Here is a 14,782-nt window from a genome sequence, read left to right as displayed (position 1 = left end):
GTGAGACCCAAGCCTCACGCCTGCATCAGTAGATTTAAACGGCAACCGCCGACTCTTCGAGGAAGTCCTGAGCGAAGCGCTGCAACACGCCGCCAGCCTCATAGATCGACACTTCTTCAGCGGTATCCAGACGGCAGGTCACCGGCACGTCAACGCGCTCGCCGTTCTTGCGATGGATCACCAGCGTCAGGTCCGCACGCGGTTTGCGCTCGCCGACCACGTCGTAGGTTTCGCTGCCGTCGATGGCCAGGGTGTGACGGTCAGTGCCCGGCTTGAACTCCAGCGGCAACACGCCCATGCCCACCAGGTTGGTGCGGTGAATGCGCTCGAAACCTTCTGCGGCAATCGCCTCGACACCGGCCAGACGCACGCCTTTCGCCGCCCAGTCACGGGACGAACCCTGACCGTAATCGGCGCCGGCAATAATGATCAGCGGCTGCTTGCGCTCCATGTAGGTCTCGATGGCTTCCCACATGCGCATGACCTTGCCTTCCGGCTCGACACGGGCCAGCGAACCCTGCTTGACCTTGCCGTTTTCCACGACCATTTCATTGAACAGTTTCGGGTTGGCAAACGTCGCGCGCTGTGCGGTCAAGTGGTCGCCACGGTGGGTGGCGTAAGAGTTGAAGTCCTCTTCCGGCAAGCCCATTTTCGCCAGGTATTCGCCGGCGGCGCTGTCGAGCATGATCGCGTTGGATGGCGACAGGTGATCGGTGGTGATGTTGTCCGGCAGCACGGCCAGCGGGCGCATACCCTTAAGCGGACGGGCGCCGGCCAGCGCGCCTTCCCAGTACGGTGGACGGCGAATGTAGGTGCTCATTTCGCGCCAGTCGTACAGCGGCGTGACTTTCGGACCGGTGTCTTCGTGGACGGCGAACATCGGAATGTAGACCTGACGGAACTGCTCAGGCTTGACCGAAGATTTCACCACGGCGTCGATTTCTTCGTCGCTCGGCCAGATGTTCTTCAGGCGGATTTCCTTGCCGTCGACCACGCCCAACACATCTTTTTCGATGTCGAAACGGATGGTCCCGGCGATGGCGTATGCGACCACCAGTGGCGGCGAAGCGAGGAACGCTTGCTTGGCATACGGGTGAATGCGGCCGTCGAAGTTGCGGTTGCCGGAAAGCACGGCGGTGGCGTACAGATCGCGGTCGATGATCTCTTGCTGGATCACCGGATCGAGCGCGCCGGACATGCCGTTGCAAGTGGTGCAAGCGAAGGCGACAACACCGAAACCGAGCTGTTCCAGCTCAGTGGTCAGCCCCGCTTCGTCGAGGTACAGCGCCACGGTTTTCGAACCCGGCGCCAGCGAGGATTTCACCCACGGCTTGCGGGTCAGGCCAAGCTTGTTGGCGTTGCGCGCCAGCAGTCCGGCGGCAATCACGTTGCGCGGGTTACTGGTGTTGGTGCAACTGGTGATGGCGGCGATGATCACCGCGCCGTCGGGCATTTGCCCGGGCACGTCATCCCACTGCCCGGAGATGCCTTTGGCCGCCAGATCCGCCACCGCAACGCGCGCGTGCGGGTTGCTCGGGCCGGCCATGTTGCGCACTACCGAGGACAGATCGAAAGTCAGGCCGCGCTCGTATTGCGCTCCTTTCAGGCTATCGGACCACAGGCCGGTGAGCTTGGCGTACTGCTCTACGAGCTGCACTTGCTGGTCTTCACGACCGGTCAGTTTCAGGTAATCGATAGTCTGTTGGTCAATGTAGAACATCGCTGCAGTGGCGCCGTATTCCGGGGCCATGTTGGAGATGGTCGCGCGGTCGCCGAGGGTCAGCGCCGCCGCACCTTCGCCGAAGAACTCCAGCCATGCGCCGACGACTTTCTGTTTGCGCAGGTATTCGGTCAGCGCCAGCACCATGTCAGTGGCGGTGATGCCCGGTTGCAGCTTGCCGGTCAGTTCGACGCCGACGCTTTCCGGCAGGCGCATCCACGACGCGCGACCAAGCATCACGCTCTCGGCTTCGAGGCCGCCGACGCCGATGGCGATTACGCCCAACGCATCGACGTGCGGGGTGTGGCTGTCGGTGCCGACGCAAGTGTCGGGGAACGCCACGCCTTCACGCACCTGGATCACCGGGGACATTTTCTCCAGGTTGATCTGATGCATGATGCCATTGCCCGGCGGGATCACATCAACGTTCTTGAAGGCTTTTTTGGTCCAGTTGATGAAGTGGAAACGGTCTTCGTTGCGACGGTCTTCGATGGCGCGGTTTTTCTCGAACGCCTGCTTGTCGAAACCGCCCGCTTCTACCGCCAGCGAGTGGTCGACGATCAATTGCGTCGGCACCACCGGGTTGACTTGCGCTGGGTCGCCGCCCTGCAACGCAATCGCGTCGCGCAGGCCGGCGAGGTCGACCAATGCGGTCTGGCCGAGAATGTCGTGGCAGACCACACGCGCCGGGAACCACGGGAAATCGAGGTCGCGTTTACGTTCGATCAGTTGCTTGAGGGAATCGGTGAGCGTGGCCGGGTCGCAGCGACGCACGAGGTTTTCCGCCAGCACGCGGGAGGTGTACGGCAGGGTGTCGTAACTGCCGGGCTGAATCGCCTCGACCGCCGCGCGGGCGTCGAAATAATCCAGAGGACTGCCGGGCAGGGTTTTACGGAATTCTGTGTTCATCGGGTCAGGACTCGGGGCACGGTGGTTGCAAAGGGTGGGCTGACGCCAGACTCAAGATTCACACCGTCCCTTGTAGGAGTGAGCCTGCTCGCGATAGCGGTAGATCAGTCGACATCGATGGTGAATGTCAGTCCGTCATCGCGAGCAGGCTCACTCCTACAGGGTTTAGCGGTGATCTTGCGCTTCGGGTCAGCTCACCATTTCAGCGACGTTCGATTGGCACGAACTTGCGCTGTTCAACGCCGATATATTCGGCGCTTGGACGGATGATGCGGTTGTTGGCACGCTGTTCGAACACGTGCGCGGCCCAGCCGGTCAGGCGCGAGCAGACGAAGATCGGCGTGAACAGCTTGGTCGGAATGCCCATGAAGTGGTAAGCCGAGGCATGGTAAAAATCGGCGTTGGGGAACAGTTTTTTCTGCTCCCACATGGTCTTGTCGATGGCTTCGGAAACCGCGAACAACACCTTGTCGCCGACCTCGTCCGCGAGTTTTTTCGACCAGCCCTTGATCACCTCGTTGCGCGGATCGCTGTCCTTATAGATCGCGTGGCCGAAGCCCATGATCTTGTCCTTGCGCTCGAGCATGCCGAGGGTGCCCTTGATCGCCTCTTCCGGCGACGAGAAGCGCTCGATCATTTCCATCGCCGCTTCGTTGGCGCCGCCGTGCAACGGGCCACGCAGCGAACCGATGGCGGCGGTCACGCAGGAATAAAGATCAGACAGGGTCGAAGCACAAACGCGCGCGGTGAAGGTCGAGGCGTTGAATTCATGCTCGGCATAAAGAATCAGCGAAACGTTCATCACTTTGACGTGCAGTTCGCTTGGCTTCTTGTCGTGCAGCAGGTGCAGGAAGTGACCGCCGATGGTCGGCTCGTCACTGACGCAGTTGATGCGTTTGCCGTCGTGGCTGAAGCGATACCAGTAGCACATGATCGCCGGGAACGCGGCCAGCAAGCGGTCAGTCTTGTCGCGCTGCTCGGAGAAGTCTAGCTCCGGCTCGAGGTTGCCAAGGAACGAGCAACCGGTGCGCATCACGTCCATCGGGTGGGCGTCGGCGGGGATGCGTTCAAGCACTTCTTTCAGCGCTTGCGGCAGGTCGCGCAGCTTGCTCAGTTTGCCTTGGTATTCGTCGAGTTGCGCCTTCGTCGGCAGCTCGCCGTACAGCAGCAGGTACGCGACTTCTTCAAATTGCGCATCGGCAGCGAGTTCGCGCACGTCGTAGCCGCGATAGGTCAGCCCGGCACCGGCCTGGCCCACGGTGGACAGTGCGGTTTGCCCGGCAACCTGGCCACGGAGCCCGGCACCACTGAGTACTTTTGCTTCGGCCATTGTGTTCTCCAATCTTTTTGAATTTGTCTGGGGAAAACTTGTGGGAGCGAGCCTCCTCGCGAAGGTGGCTGGAACACCTCGGTGCGTCAGGGACTCCGCGTTATCGTTGGCGTCCTTCGCGAGCAGGCTCGCTCCCACAGGGGTCTTGTTCAGCCTTTCTTTTGTGCAAACAACGCATCGAGCTTCTGCTCGAAGGTGTGGTAGTCGATGCGATCGTAAAGCTCCATGCGAGTCTGCATGGTGTCGATGACATTCTGCTGCGTGCCATCGCGGCGGATCGCGGTGTAAACGTTTTCTGCTGCCTTGTTCATCGCGCGGAACGCCGACAGCGGATACAGCACCAGCGACACGTCGGCACCAGCCAGTTGCTCGGTGGTGTACAGCGGCGTCGCGCCGAACTCGGTGATATTGGCCAGAATCGGCGCTTTCACACGGTTGGCGAACAGCTTGTACATCTCCAGCTCAGTGATGGCTTCCGGGAAAATCATGTCGGCACCAGCCTCGATGCACGCGGCTGCGCGATCGAGTGCCGACTCCAGACCTTCCACCGCCAGTGCATCGGTTCGCGCCATGATCACGAAGCTGTCATCGGTACGCGCATCCACCGCAGCCTTGATGCGATCAACCATTTCCTGCTGGCTGACGATCTCTTTATTAGGACGGTGGCCACAACGCTTGGCGCCAACCTGGTCCTCGATGTGAATCGCCGCCGCGCCGAACTTGATCATCGACTTGACCGTGCGCGCCACATTGAACGCCGACGAGCCGAAACCGGTGTCCACATCGACCAGCAGCGGCAGATCGCAGACGTCGGTGATGCGCCGCACGTCAGTCAGCACGTCGTCCAGACCGGTGATGCCCAGATCCGGCACGCCGAGGGAGCCTGCGGCCACGCCGCCACCGGACAGGTAGATCGCCTTGAAACCGGCGCGCTTGGCCAGCAGCGCGTGGTTGGCGTTGATCGCGCCGACCACTTGCAATGGATGCTCGCTGGCGACCGCATCGCGGAAACGCTGGCCTGGAGTGTTCAGGTTGGAACTCATGACTCACCTCGTTCAGTGGCTGTCTTGTTGTGGGCGCCGTCCTGGTAATGACGGGCAATGTTGCGTTTCGAAGCGCCGATGTGACGGCGCATCAACAATTCCGCGAGTTCGCCGTCACGGTCGGCGATGGCATCGAGAATCCGGTGGTGTTCGGCAAAGGCCTGGCGCGGGCGGTTCGGCGTGGTCGAGAACTGGATGCGGTACATGCGCACCAGTTGATACAGCTCGCCGCAGAGCATCTGCGTCAGCGTGCGGTTGCCGCTGCCCTGGATGATCCGGTAGTGGAAGTCGAAATCGCCTTCCTGCTGGTAATAGCCAACGCCGGCCTGAAACGCCGCGTCGCGCTCGTGGGTTTCCAGCACCCGGCGCAGTTCGTCGATTTCTTCGACGCTCATGCGCTCGGCCGCGAGACGACAGGCCATGCCTTCGAGGGATTCGCGAATTTCGTAGAGTTCGAGCAATTCGGCATGACTGAGCGACACCACCCGCGCACCGACGTGCGGTACGCGCACCAGCAGGCGCTGGCCTTCCAGTCGATGAATCGCCTCACGCAACGGCCCGCGACTGATGCCGTAGGTGCGCGCCAGCTCCGGCTCGGAGATCTTGCTGCCCGGGGCGATCTCACCTTTGACGATGGCCGCTTGAATGCGCCGGAAGACGTTTTCCGAGAGCGTCTCGGAATCGTCGCCGCTGATGACCGGGGGATCGAGTTGATCCAGCATGATTGTCGACACCTTTAAATCCAATGCGGCAAAAACTAGCCAATTCACCCGCATCAGTCAAAGGATAAATAGGTATTGTCGACAATCGTCTAATAACCTTAAAAGATCGCAGCCTTCGGCAGCTCCTACAGGGCGCACGCAAATCCAATGTAGGAGCTGCCGAAGGCTGCGATCTTCTGATCTTTTATAGACCGGCCCAAGCGCTGGCGCCATAAACCCACCGTGCTAGAATGCCGCCCGCATTTGCTGGCCATTTGTACGGCTTGTCATAAAAAGCTGCCAGGCACACGAAGGGCCTTGCGCAAGTTTTGCCAAGGACCTGAACCGAAAACGGAACGCTGCGCACCAGGATTTATGAGACTCAAGCCTTTTCCCACATTCTTTGCCCTGTTTTGCCTGCCCGGCCTCGCCGCCGCGGGGGAAAAAACCGTGTACGGCCTCAACGAATACGCTTCGCTTGACGGCATCAACCTGGAAGTTGCGGCCAAACTCGACACCGGTGCGAAAACCGCATCGCTGAGTGCCCGCGACATCAAACGCTTTAAACGCAACGGTGAGTCCTGGGTACGTTTCTACCTGGCCATCGACGCCGCGCATTCGCACCCGATCGAACGGCCGCTGGCGCGGGTCAGCAAGATCAAGCGCCGCGCTGGCGATTACGACCCGGAGGAAGGCAAGAAGTACACCGCCCGTCCGGTGATCGAGCTGGATATCTGCATGGGCACGGCGATACGCAGCATCGAAGTGAACCTGACCGACCGAAGTGCGTTCCAATATCCGCTTTTGATTGGCTCCGAAGCGCTGAAACGCTTCGATGCGCTGGTCGATCCAAGCCTTAAATACGCTGCCGGCAAACCCGCCTGCACCATCGCCGCTCATACCGCCGAGTAATTTCCATGCGTTCTCTAACCTTCCACCTGAAAATCCTGATCACCATTCTGGTGCTCCTGGGCGTTTCGGTTACGGCCTATCAGATTTTCGTGCTCGGCATCCCGGTGACCGAAGACGCCACCGACGACTTGTGGAACATCGACGCCAAGGTCGAGTTCGTCGCCAGCACCAAGGATCCGGTGAAGATCCAGATGTTCGTGCCACCGTTGAGCCGCGATTACGTCAGCCTCAATGAAAGCTTTATCTCCAATAACTACGGTGTCGCCGTCAACCGCGTCGACGGCAACCGCAAGGTCACCTGGTCGGCGCGCCGGGCCAAGGGCAACCAGACCCTTTATTACCGTTTGGTGCTGACCAAGCGTTACACCGCCGAAAAATCCAAGATCAAAGGCCCGACCTTCCGCGACAGCATCGCCATCGAAGGTCCTGAGAAAATCGCCGCCGAAGCCCTGCTCGCGCCGATCCGCCAGCATTCCGCCGACGTCGAAACTTTTATTGGCGAGGCGATCAAACGCGTCAACAACGTCAACGACGACAACGTGAAACTGCTGCTGGCCGGCGATCCGTCGACGCCGCACAAAGCCAAAATCGTCGAACTGCTGTTGTCCATCGCCCACGTGCCGGTGGAAAAAGTCCACACCATCCGCCTCGTCGCCGACCAGCCGCAAACGCCTGAACTGTGGCTGCGCAGCTTCAACGGCAACGACTGGCTGTACTTCAACCCGGAAACCGGTGAGCAAGGCCTGCCGACCGACCGCCTGCTGTGGTGGACCGGCGATGAAAACCTGATCACCGTCGACGGCGGCAAGAAAGCCAACGTGACCTTCAGCCTGAACAACAGCGAGATGAACGCGATTCGTCTGGCCAAGCTGACGGACGAAAACACCGACGCCAACTTCCTCGAATACTCGCTGTACGGCTTGCCGCTGCAGACGCAGCAGACGTTCATGATCATGGTGATGATCCCGATCGGCGTGCTGGTGATCCTGATTCTGCGCAACCTGATCGGCCTGCAGACACTCGGCACGTTCACCCCGGTGCTGATCGCCCTCGCCTTCCGCGAAACGCAACTGGGCTTCGGCATTCTGCTGTTTACCGTGATAACGGCGCTGGGCCTGTCGTTACGTTCGTATCTGGAACACCTGAAGCTGCAAATGCTGCCGCGACTCTCGGTGGTGCTGACCTTTGTTGTGGTGCTGATCGCGGCGATCAGCCTGTTCAGCCACAAACTCGGCCTGGAACGCGGGCTGTCGGTGGCGCTGTTCCCAATGGTGATTCTGACCATGACCATTGAACGTCTGTCGATCACCTGGGAAGAACGCGGCGCCAGCCATGCGATGAAAGTCGCGATCGGCACGCTGTTCGCGGCGTCACTCGCGCACCTGATCATGACCGTGCCAGAGCTGGTCTACTTCGTGTTCACCTTCCCGGCGATCCTGCTGATTCTGGTCGGCTTCATGTTGGCGATGGGTCGTTATCGCGGCTACCGCCTGACCGAGCTGGTGCGCTTCAAGGCTTTCCTGAAGAAGGCTGACGCCTGATGTTCGGTTTCTGGAAGACCTGGAAGGCCCTGGAGGCGCGGGGCATCATGGGCATCAATCGGCGTAACGCCGACTACGTGCTCAAGTACAACAAGCGCAGCCTGTACCCGATTGTCGATGACAAGATCATCACCAAGGAACGCGCCATCGAGGCCGGCATTCACGTGCCGGAGCTGTACGGCGTGATCTCCACCGAGAAGGAAATCGACAAGCTCGACGAGATCATCGGCGGGCGCAACGACTTCGTGATCAAACCGGCGCAGGGCGCGGGCGGTGACGGCATCATCGTGATTGCCGACCGCTTCGAGGGCCGCTATCGCACGGTGTCAGGCAAGATCCTCGCTCATGAAGAGCTGGAGCATCACATCTCGAGCATCCTCACTGGCCTGTATTCGCTCGGCGGCCACCGTGATCGGGCGCTGATCGAATACCGCGTGACCCCGGATCAGATCTTCAAAAGCATCAGCTACGAAGGCGTGCCGGACATCCGCATCATCGTGCTGATGGGCTACCCGGTGATGGCCATGCTGCGCTTGCCGACCCGGCAGTCCGGCGGCAAGGCCAACCTGCACCAGGGCGCCATCGGTGTCGGTGTTGACCTGGCCACGGGTCTGACGTTGCGCGGCACCTGGCTGAACAACATCATCGCCAAACACCCTGACACCACCAACGCGGTGGACGGCGTGCAACTGCCCTACTGGGACGGTTTCATGAAGCTCGCAGCTGGCTGTTATGAGCTGTGCGGGTTGGGCTATATCGGTGTTGATATGGTGCTTGATCAGGAGAAAGGCCCACTGATTCTCGAGCTGAATGCGCGGCCTGGGCTGAATATTCAGATTGCCAATGATTGTGGGCTGACGTTGCGTACCCATGCGGTTGAAGCGCGGCTGGAAGAGCTGAAGGCGCGTGGGGTGACGGAATCGGTTGAAGAGCGGGTGGCGTTTACGCAGGAGATGTTCGGGCATATTCCTGCTGTGGAAGGCTAAAAGCTGAAAAACAAAAAGCCCCTCACCCTAGCCCTCTCCCAAAGGGAGAGGGGACTGACCGAGGTGGATGTTCGAGGTACGCCGACCTGAACGTCTTGAGTCGAACTCCGGCATTGAAAAGCATGATGATCGGCTCCCTTTCCCCTCGCCAGCTTGAGATATCGAGCCGAACTCGGGTCTTGAAAAGCATGAAGATCTGCTCCCTTTCCCCCTCGCCAGCTTGAGATATCGAGCCGAACTCGGGTCTTGAAAAGCATGAAGATCTGCTCCCTTTCCCCCTCGCCAGCTTGAGATATCGAGCCGAACTCGGGTCTTGAAAAGCATGAAGATCGGCTCCCTTTCCCCCTCGCCAGCTTGAGATATCGAGCCGAACTCGGATCTTGAAAAGCATGAAGATCTGCTCCCTTTCCCCCTCGCCCCCTTGGGGGAGAGGGTTGGGGTGAGGGGGTAGGCTTTTGATTTTGATCTGACAGCCGAGAGAGGACTACAATCCCCACCCCGCCTCAACGGCCGATCTGCCCCGCCCATGTTGACCTGTTCCGTACACCCGCTGCCCTACCATGCCAATCCCGCCGACTACTTCGCGGCCATCCGCAACGCGCCCGGCGCCGTGCTGCTCGACAGTGGCCGGCCGAGTGCCGGCCGTGGTCGTTATGACCTGCTCAGCGCCTGGCCGCTGGAACATCTGGCGGTGTTGCCCGACGAAAGCGGCGGCGTATTCCTTCAGCGCCTGCGGGATAATCTGACCCGTCTGGGCAAGGCTGATTTGCCAACGGGTTTCGACCTGCCATTCGCTGGCGGTTTGATCGGCTACCTGAGCTACGATTTCGGTCGGCATCTGGAAAACCTGCCGAGCCAGGCGCTGGATGATCTGCAATTGCCGGATGTCCGCTTTGGCCTGTACGACTGGGCGCTGATCAGCGATCACCAGACGGCCAGCAGCCAACTGGTGTTTCATCCATCCGTGATCGATAGCGAGAAACAGCGGCTGATCGCGCTGTTCAGCCAGCCGCTTGTCGAGTCGATGGCGCCGTTCAAACTGAACCAGCCAATGACCGCCGACCTCTCGGCCGACAATTATCGTCAGGCCTTCGAGCGCATCCAGCATTACATCCAGGCCGGCGATTGCTATCAGGTCAACTTCGCTCAGCGCTTTCGCGCTTCATGCCAAGGCGATCCGTGGCTGGCTTATTGCGCATTGCGCGAAGCCTGCCCGACGCCGTTCTCCGGTTTCCAGAGCCTGCCCGACGGCGGCGCGGTGTTGAGCCTGTCGCCGGAGCGCTTCGTCAAAGTCAGCCAGCGTCAGGTGGAAACCCGGCCAATCAAAGGCACTCGCCCCCGTGGCCTGACGCCAGCCGAAGATGCCGCGAACGCCGCCGAACTGCTGGCCAGCCCCAAGGATCGTGCGGAAAACCTGATGATCGTCGACCTGCTGCGCAACGACCTCGGGCGCACCTGCCGCATCGGTTCGGTGCGAGTGCCGGAGCTTTTCAGTCTGGAAAGCTATCCGAACGTGCATCACTTGGTCAGTAGCGTCACCGGTGAGTTGGCGGATGATCGTGACGCACTGGATTTGATTGCCGGCAGTTTCCCCGGTGGCTCAATTACCGGCGCGCCGAAGATCCGCGCAATGCAGATCATCGATGAGCTGGAACCGACGCGGCGTGGGTTGTACTGCGGGTCGTTGCTGTATCTGGACGTGCGCGGCGAGATGGACAGTTCCATCGCGATTCGCAGTCTGTTGGTCAAGGATGGGCAGGTGTGCTGCTGGGGCGGTGGCGGAATTGTGGCCGATTCGGATTGGCAGGCTGAATATCAGGAGTCGATTACCAAAGTGAAGGTTCTGCTGGAAACCCTGCAAAACCTCTAAAAGCTTCGCGAGCAGGCTCGCTCCCACAGGGGAATGCATTCCAAGTGTGGGAGCGAGCCTGCTCGCGAAGGGGCCCTTCCAGACGACTACAAACTCAGGTCGCGATTTGAGGCTTTGAGGAATTCCTGCTTCAACTCGGCAAAGGTATGCACCGCAGGAAACTGCGGGAACTCACGAATCACATTCTCCGGCGCATGAAACAGAATCCCCGCATCAGCCTCGCCCAGCATCGTCGTGTCGTTATACGAATCCCCCGCCGCAATCACCCGGTAATACAGGCTCTTGAACGCCAGTACCGACTGGCGCTTGGGATCTTTCTGGCGCAACTGATAGCTGGTGACCCGCCCGGTTTCGTCAGTAATCAGGCGATGGCAAAGCAACGTCGGAAAGCCCAGCTGCCGCATCAGCGGCTGCGAGAACTCGTAAAACGTATCCGACAGAATCACCACCTGAAAGCGTTCGCGCAGCCAGTTGACGAACTCCACCGCGCCGTCCAGCGGCTTCAGTGTGGCGATCACTTCCTGAATGTCCGACAGCTTCAAGCCGTGCTCATCGAGGATGCGCAGGCGCTGCTTCATCAGCACGTCGTAATCGGGAATGTCCCGGGTGGTGGCCTTGAGGGATTCGATTCCGGTTTTTTCGGCGAAGGCGATCCAGATTTCCGGCACCAACACCCCTTCAAGATCCAGGCAAGCAATTTCCACAAGACACTCCCGTTTGTATTGATTATTTGAGTCGAGCGAGGCCGAACTCTAGCGACTCACATGCAGACGCGCAACGCACAGCACGTCCCCGAGCCGTGCAGCTTTTTGTTACCATCAGCGCCATATAGAGCGCCCAGCGCCACCGACCTGTAGGAAGCCGCCCTGATGAGTGCAACGTTCGACGTCGTGGAACTCGCCACGACCTATGCCAACAAATCCGCGCAAGACATCCTCAAACTCGCGTTCGCCGAGTTCGGCGATGACTTGTGGATATCTTTCAGCGGCGCCGAGGATGTGGTGCTGGTGGACATGGCCTGGAAGCTCAACAAGAACGTCAAGGTGTTCAGCCTCGACACCGGCCGTCTGCACCCGGAGACCTACCGCTTCATCGATCAGGTGCGCGAGCACTACAAGATCGACATCGAACTGGTGTCGCCGGACTACACGAAACTCGAACCGTTCGTGAAGGAAAAAGGCCTGTTCAGTTTCTATAAGGACGGCCACGGCGAATGCTGCGGTATCCGCAAGATCGAGCCGCTGCGCCGAAAATTGTCCACCGTCAAAGCCTGGGCCACCGGCCAGCGCCGCGACCAGAGCCCGGGCACTCGTAGTGCCGTAGCAGTGATGGAAATCGATACCGCGTTCTCCACCCCGGAGCGCACCCTGTACAAGTTCAACCCGTTGGCACAGATGACCAGCGAAGAGATCTGGGGCTACATCCGCATGCTCGAACTGCCGTACAACAGCCTGCATGAGCGCGGTTTTATCAGCATCGGCTGCGAACCGTGCACCCGCCCTGTCCTGCCGAATCAGCACGAGCGCGAAGGCCGCTGGTGGTGGGAAGAGGCGACGCAGAAAGAGTGCGGGTTGCATGCCGGGAATATCATCAGCAAGGCGTAATCCTTCTAATTGTCACCCCATTCCCTGTGGGAGCGAGCTTGCTCGCGAAAGCGCAATGTCAGTCAGCATCTTCCTAAACTGACACACCGCCTTCGCGAGCAGGCTCGCTCCCACAAGGTTTTGTAGCGAATCAATAAATATGTACACAGGAATGTCACCATCGGTGCCATTTATGTGTGCACTTTTTTGTTTAAGCGCCCTGAAAAGTTACATCCCTGCCAAAAATCCCTCGCCTCCGCCAGCCATCAAAATCCCCCGCCAAAAATAAATACCTGTTCAACCGGTCAATTTTTAGCCAATTATTTTCAGTCACTTAGCGCACATCGATAACTTTTCGAAATGAGCACGGCTGCACATAGATCAACGACTGGCACAGATCTGGCTTAGGTGCATACATGTTTTGTATACAAAACTGCAAAACATAAAACCACTTTCGATCCGCAAGCCTGAAGCGCCCTATCCCGTACAGGCTGCAGATGCCCCGTAACCAGTGATGCTTTCACTGCCGCGACGAAGATTTGTCGAGCCTGACGGCTCATGCACAGTCATCGCGGCCCTGAACATCAGGAGCCTGCCGGAATGCGTACAAGTCTCTCCAACAACATCGCGCTGAATCTGCCCGCCGCTGCTCTCGACCAACCGTTACCCCATGACGGTCTGGCCGAGCCGTTACAACTCAGTCCGCGTCTGCACAACAGCGATCTGGCGCCAACCAAGGCCGAAGGTCGACGCTGGGGCAAATACAGCATCTTTGCCCTGTGGACCAACGATGTGCACAACATCGCCAACTACTCGTTCGCCATCGGTCTGTACGCCTTGGGCCTGGGGGGCTGGCAGATTCTGCTGTCGCTGGGGATCGGCGCGGCGCTGGTGTATTTCTTCATGAACCTGTCCGGTTACATGGGACAAAAAACCGGGGTGCCGTTTCCAGTGATCAGCCGGATCAGTTTCGGCATCCACGGCGCGCAAATTCCTGCACTGATCCGCGCGGTTATCGCCATCGCCTGGTTCGGCATTCAGACGTATCTGGCGTCAGTGGTGTTTCGCGTATTGCTCACTGCAGTCCATCCCGGATTCGCCGAATACGACCACGATTCGATTCTTGGTCTGTCGTCGCTGGGTTGGGTGTGCTTCGTGGCGATCTGGTTCGTGCAACTGGCGATCCTCGCCTACGGCATGGAAATGGTCCGCCGTTACGAAGCGTTTGCCGGGCCAGTGATTCTGCTGACCGTTGCCGCCCTCGCCGCGTGGATGTACTTCCAGGCCAACGCGACCATCGCCTGGTCGATCCGCGAGCCACTGACCGGTGGCGAGATGTGGCGCAACATTTTTGCCGGCGGCGCACTGTGGCTGGCGATCTACGGCACGTTGATTCTGAATTTCTGCGACTTCGCCCGCTCATCGCCGTGCCGCAAGACCATCAAAGTAGGAAACTTCTGGGGTTTGCCGGTGAATATTCTGGTATTCGCCGCGATTACCGTGCTGCTCTGCGGTGCGCAATTTCAGATCAACGGCCGGATCATCGAGAGCCCGACCGAGATCATCGCCTCGATTCCCAACACCTTCTTCCTAGTGCTCGGTTGCCTGGCATTCCTGATTGTCACCGTGGCGGTGAACATCATGGCCAACTTCGTCGCCCCGGCATTCGTGCTGAGCAACCTGGCGCCGAAGTACCTGACGTTCCGTCGCGCCGGGCTGATCAGCGCAACCATCGCTGTGCTGATCCTGCCGTGGAATCTCTACAACAGCCCGCTGGTGATCGTGTACTTCCTGTCTGGCCTCGGCGCCCTGCTCGGCCCGTTGTACGGCGTGATCATGGTCGACTACTGGCTGATCCGCAAAGGCCGGATCAACGTCCCGCAGCTCTACAGCGAAGATCCCGACGGCGCTTATTACTACAGCCGTGGGGTGAATTTCCGTGCGGTGGCGGCATTTATTCCTGCGGCGCTGATCGCCATCGTCCTGGCGCTCGTGCCGGGTTTCCACAGCGTCTCGCCGTTCTCCTGGCTGATCGGCGCCGGGATCGCCGGAATGCTTTATCTGATCATCGCCAAACGCCAGCCGCACTACGCCGACATCAGCGGCGAATCGATCGCTGTCGACAACGTCTGCCATTAATTCCCTCGTGGCCCGGACTTCGGGCCGCCGAACTGCCCGCTATAAGGA

11 protein-coding genes are annotated in these 14,782 nt (G+C 59.6%); 6 read left to right on the top strand and 5 right to left on the bottom strand.

Annotation, left to right across the window (positions count from 1 at the left end; translation table 11 throughout):
- Positions 1-34: 34 nt before the first annotated feature.
- From acnD to CLU80_RS22845, 4 genes are all read right to left on the bottom strand, one after another.
- On the bottom strand, positions 35-2,629 hold the full coding sequence (gene acnD / locus CLU80_RS22870; protein WP_099758454.1) for a Fe/S-dependent 2-methylisocitrate dehydratase AcnD: 2,595 nt from the start codon (positions 2,627-2,629) through the stop codon (positions 35-37).
- 202 nt (positions 2,630-2,831) lie between these two features.
- Positions 2,832-3,959 carry a bifunctional 2-methylcitrate synthase/citrate synthase gene (prpC, locus tag CLU80_RS22860; RefSeq protein WP_099758452.1) on the bottom strand — a complete coding sequence of 376 codons (1,128 nt, stop codon included), beginning with the start codon at positions 3,957-3,959 and terminating at the stop codon, positions 2,832-2,834.
- Positions 3,960-4,108: 149 nt separating this feature from the next.
- Positions 4,109-5,002: a methylisocitrate lyase gene (gene prpB, locus CLU80_RS22850; RefSeq protein WP_093431754.1), complete on the bottom strand. Its 894-nt coding sequence runs from the start codon at positions 5,000-5,002 to the stop codon at positions 4,109-4,111.
- Positions 4,999-5,721, bottom strand: coding sequence for a GntR family transcriptional regulator (locus tag CLU80_RS22845; RefSeq protein WP_172828118.1), 723 nt, complete (start codon positions 5,719-5,721; stop codon positions 4,999-5,001). The genes prpB and CLU80_RS22845 overlap by 4 nt, the downstream gene beginning before the upstream one ends.
- A 357-nt stretch (positions 5,722-6,078) precedes the next feature.
- Here CLU80_RS22845 and rloA point away from each other — a divergent pair, with 357 nt between their 5' ends.
- The 4 genes from rloA (at position 6,079) to pabB (ending at position 11,012) form a co-directional block, all read left to right on the top strand.
- Positions 6,079-6,615 (top strand): retropepsin-like aspartic peptidase RloA, encoded by a 537-nt coding sequence (rloA, locus tag CLU80_RS22840; RefSeq protein WP_099758450.1) that lies wholly within the window; start codon positions 6,079-6,081, stop codon positions 6,613-6,615.
- 5 nt (positions 6,616-6,620) lie between these two features.
- Positions 6,621-8,156, top strand: a complete 1,536-nt coding sequence (gene rloB / locus CLU80_RS22835) for an osmotic stress tolerance membrane protein RloB (protein ID WP_093431750.1) — start codon at positions 6,621-6,623, stop codon at positions 8,154-8,156.
- On the top strand, positions 8,156-9,142 hold the full coding sequence (locus CLU80_RS22830) for an alpha-L-glutamate ligase-like protein (protein ID WP_093431747.1): 987 nt from the start codon (positions 8,156-8,158) through the stop codon (positions 9,140-9,142). Before rloB ends, CLU80_RS22830 begins: the two co-directional genes overlap by 1 nt.
- 526 nt (positions 9,143-9,668) lie before the next feature.
- Positions 9,669-11,012, top strand: a complete 1,344-nt coding sequence (gene pabB, locus CLU80_RS22820) for an aminodeoxychorismate synthase component I (RefSeq protein ID WP_099758448.1) — start codon at positions 9,669-9,671, stop codon at positions 11,010-11,012.
- 86 nt (positions 11,013-11,098) lie between these two features.
- Here the strand turns inward: pabB and thrH are convergent, their stop codons facing one another.
- Positions 11,099-11,716, bottom strand: a complete 618-nt coding sequence (gene thrH, locus CLU80_RS22815) for a bifunctional phosphoserine phosphatase/homoserine phosphotransferase ThrH (RefSeq protein ID WP_007916444.1) — start codon at positions 11,714-11,716, stop codon at positions 11,099-11,101.
- A gap of 165 nt (positions 11,717-11,881) precedes the next feature.
- On the opposite strand from thrH, the gene CLU80_RS22810 reads away from it, so the two are divergent.
- Both CLU80_RS22810 and CLU80_RS22805 read left to right on the top strand, forming a co-directional pair.
- Positions 11,882-12,616 carry a phosphoadenylyl-sulfate reductase gene (locus tag CLU80_RS22810; protein ID WP_093431738.1) on the top strand — a complete coding sequence of 245 codons (735 nt, stop codon included), beginning with the start codon at positions 11,882-11,884 and terminating at the stop codon, positions 12,614-12,616.
- 579 nt (positions 12,617-13,195) lie between these two features.
- Positions 13,196-14,734, top strand: coding sequence for an NCS1 family nucleobase:cation symporter-1 (locus CLU80_RS22805; protein WP_099758447.1), 1,539 nt, complete (start codon positions 13,196-13,198; stop codon positions 14,732-14,734).
- Positions 14,735-14,782 lie beyond the last annotated feature (48 nt).

It is taken from the genome of Pseudomonas sp. 29 (assembly GCF_002754355.1).
Classification (GTDB): domain Bacteria; phylum Pseudomonadota; class Gammaproteobacteria; order Pseudomonadales; family Pseudomonadaceae; genus Aquipseudomonas; species Aquipseudomonas neuropathica.
Note: the sequence above shows the minus strand (reverse complement) of the source record. Positions and strands in the feature narration are given on the sequence as shown.

What these genes read in the sequence shown, in the direction of transcription:
- acnD (WP_099758454.1), bottom strand. Translation starts at nt 2,629, where the DNA reads ATGAACACAGAATTCCGTAAAACCCTGCCCGGCAGTCCTCTGGATTAT.
- prpC (WP_099758452.1), bottom strand. Translation starts at nt 3,959, where the DNA reads ATGGCCGAAGCAAAAGTACTCAGTGGTGCCGGGCTCCGTGGCCAGGTT.
- prpB (WP_093431754.1), bottom strand. Translation starts at nt 5,002, where the DNA reads ATGAGTTCCAACCTGAACACTCCAGGCCAGCGTTTCCGCGATGCGGTC.
- rloA (WP_099758450.1), top strand. Translation starts at nt 6,079, where the DNA reads ATGAGACTCAAGCCTTTTCCCACATTCTTTGCCCTGTTTTGCCTGCCC.
- rloB (WP_093431750.1), top strand. Translation starts at nt 6,621, where the DNA reads ATGCGTTCTCTAACCTTCCACCTGAAAATCCTGATCACCATTCTGGTG.
- CLU80_RS22830 (WP_093431747.1), top strand. Translation starts at nt 8,156, where the DNA reads ATGTTCGGTTTCTGGAAGACCTGGAAGGCCCTGGAGGCGCGGGGCATC.
- pabB (WP_099758448.1), top strand. Translation starts at nt 9,669, where the DNA reads ATGTTGACCTGTTCCGTACACCCGCTGCCCTACCATGCCAATCCCGCC.
- CLU80_RS22810 (WP_093431738.1), top strand. Translation starts at nt 11,882, where the DNA reads ATGAGTGCAACGTTCGACGTCGTGGAACTCGCCACGACCTATGCCAAC.
- CLU80_RS22805 (WP_099758447.1), top strand. Translation starts at nt 13,196, where the DNA reads ATGCGTACAAGTCTCTCCAACAACATCGCGCTGAATCTGCCCGCCGCT.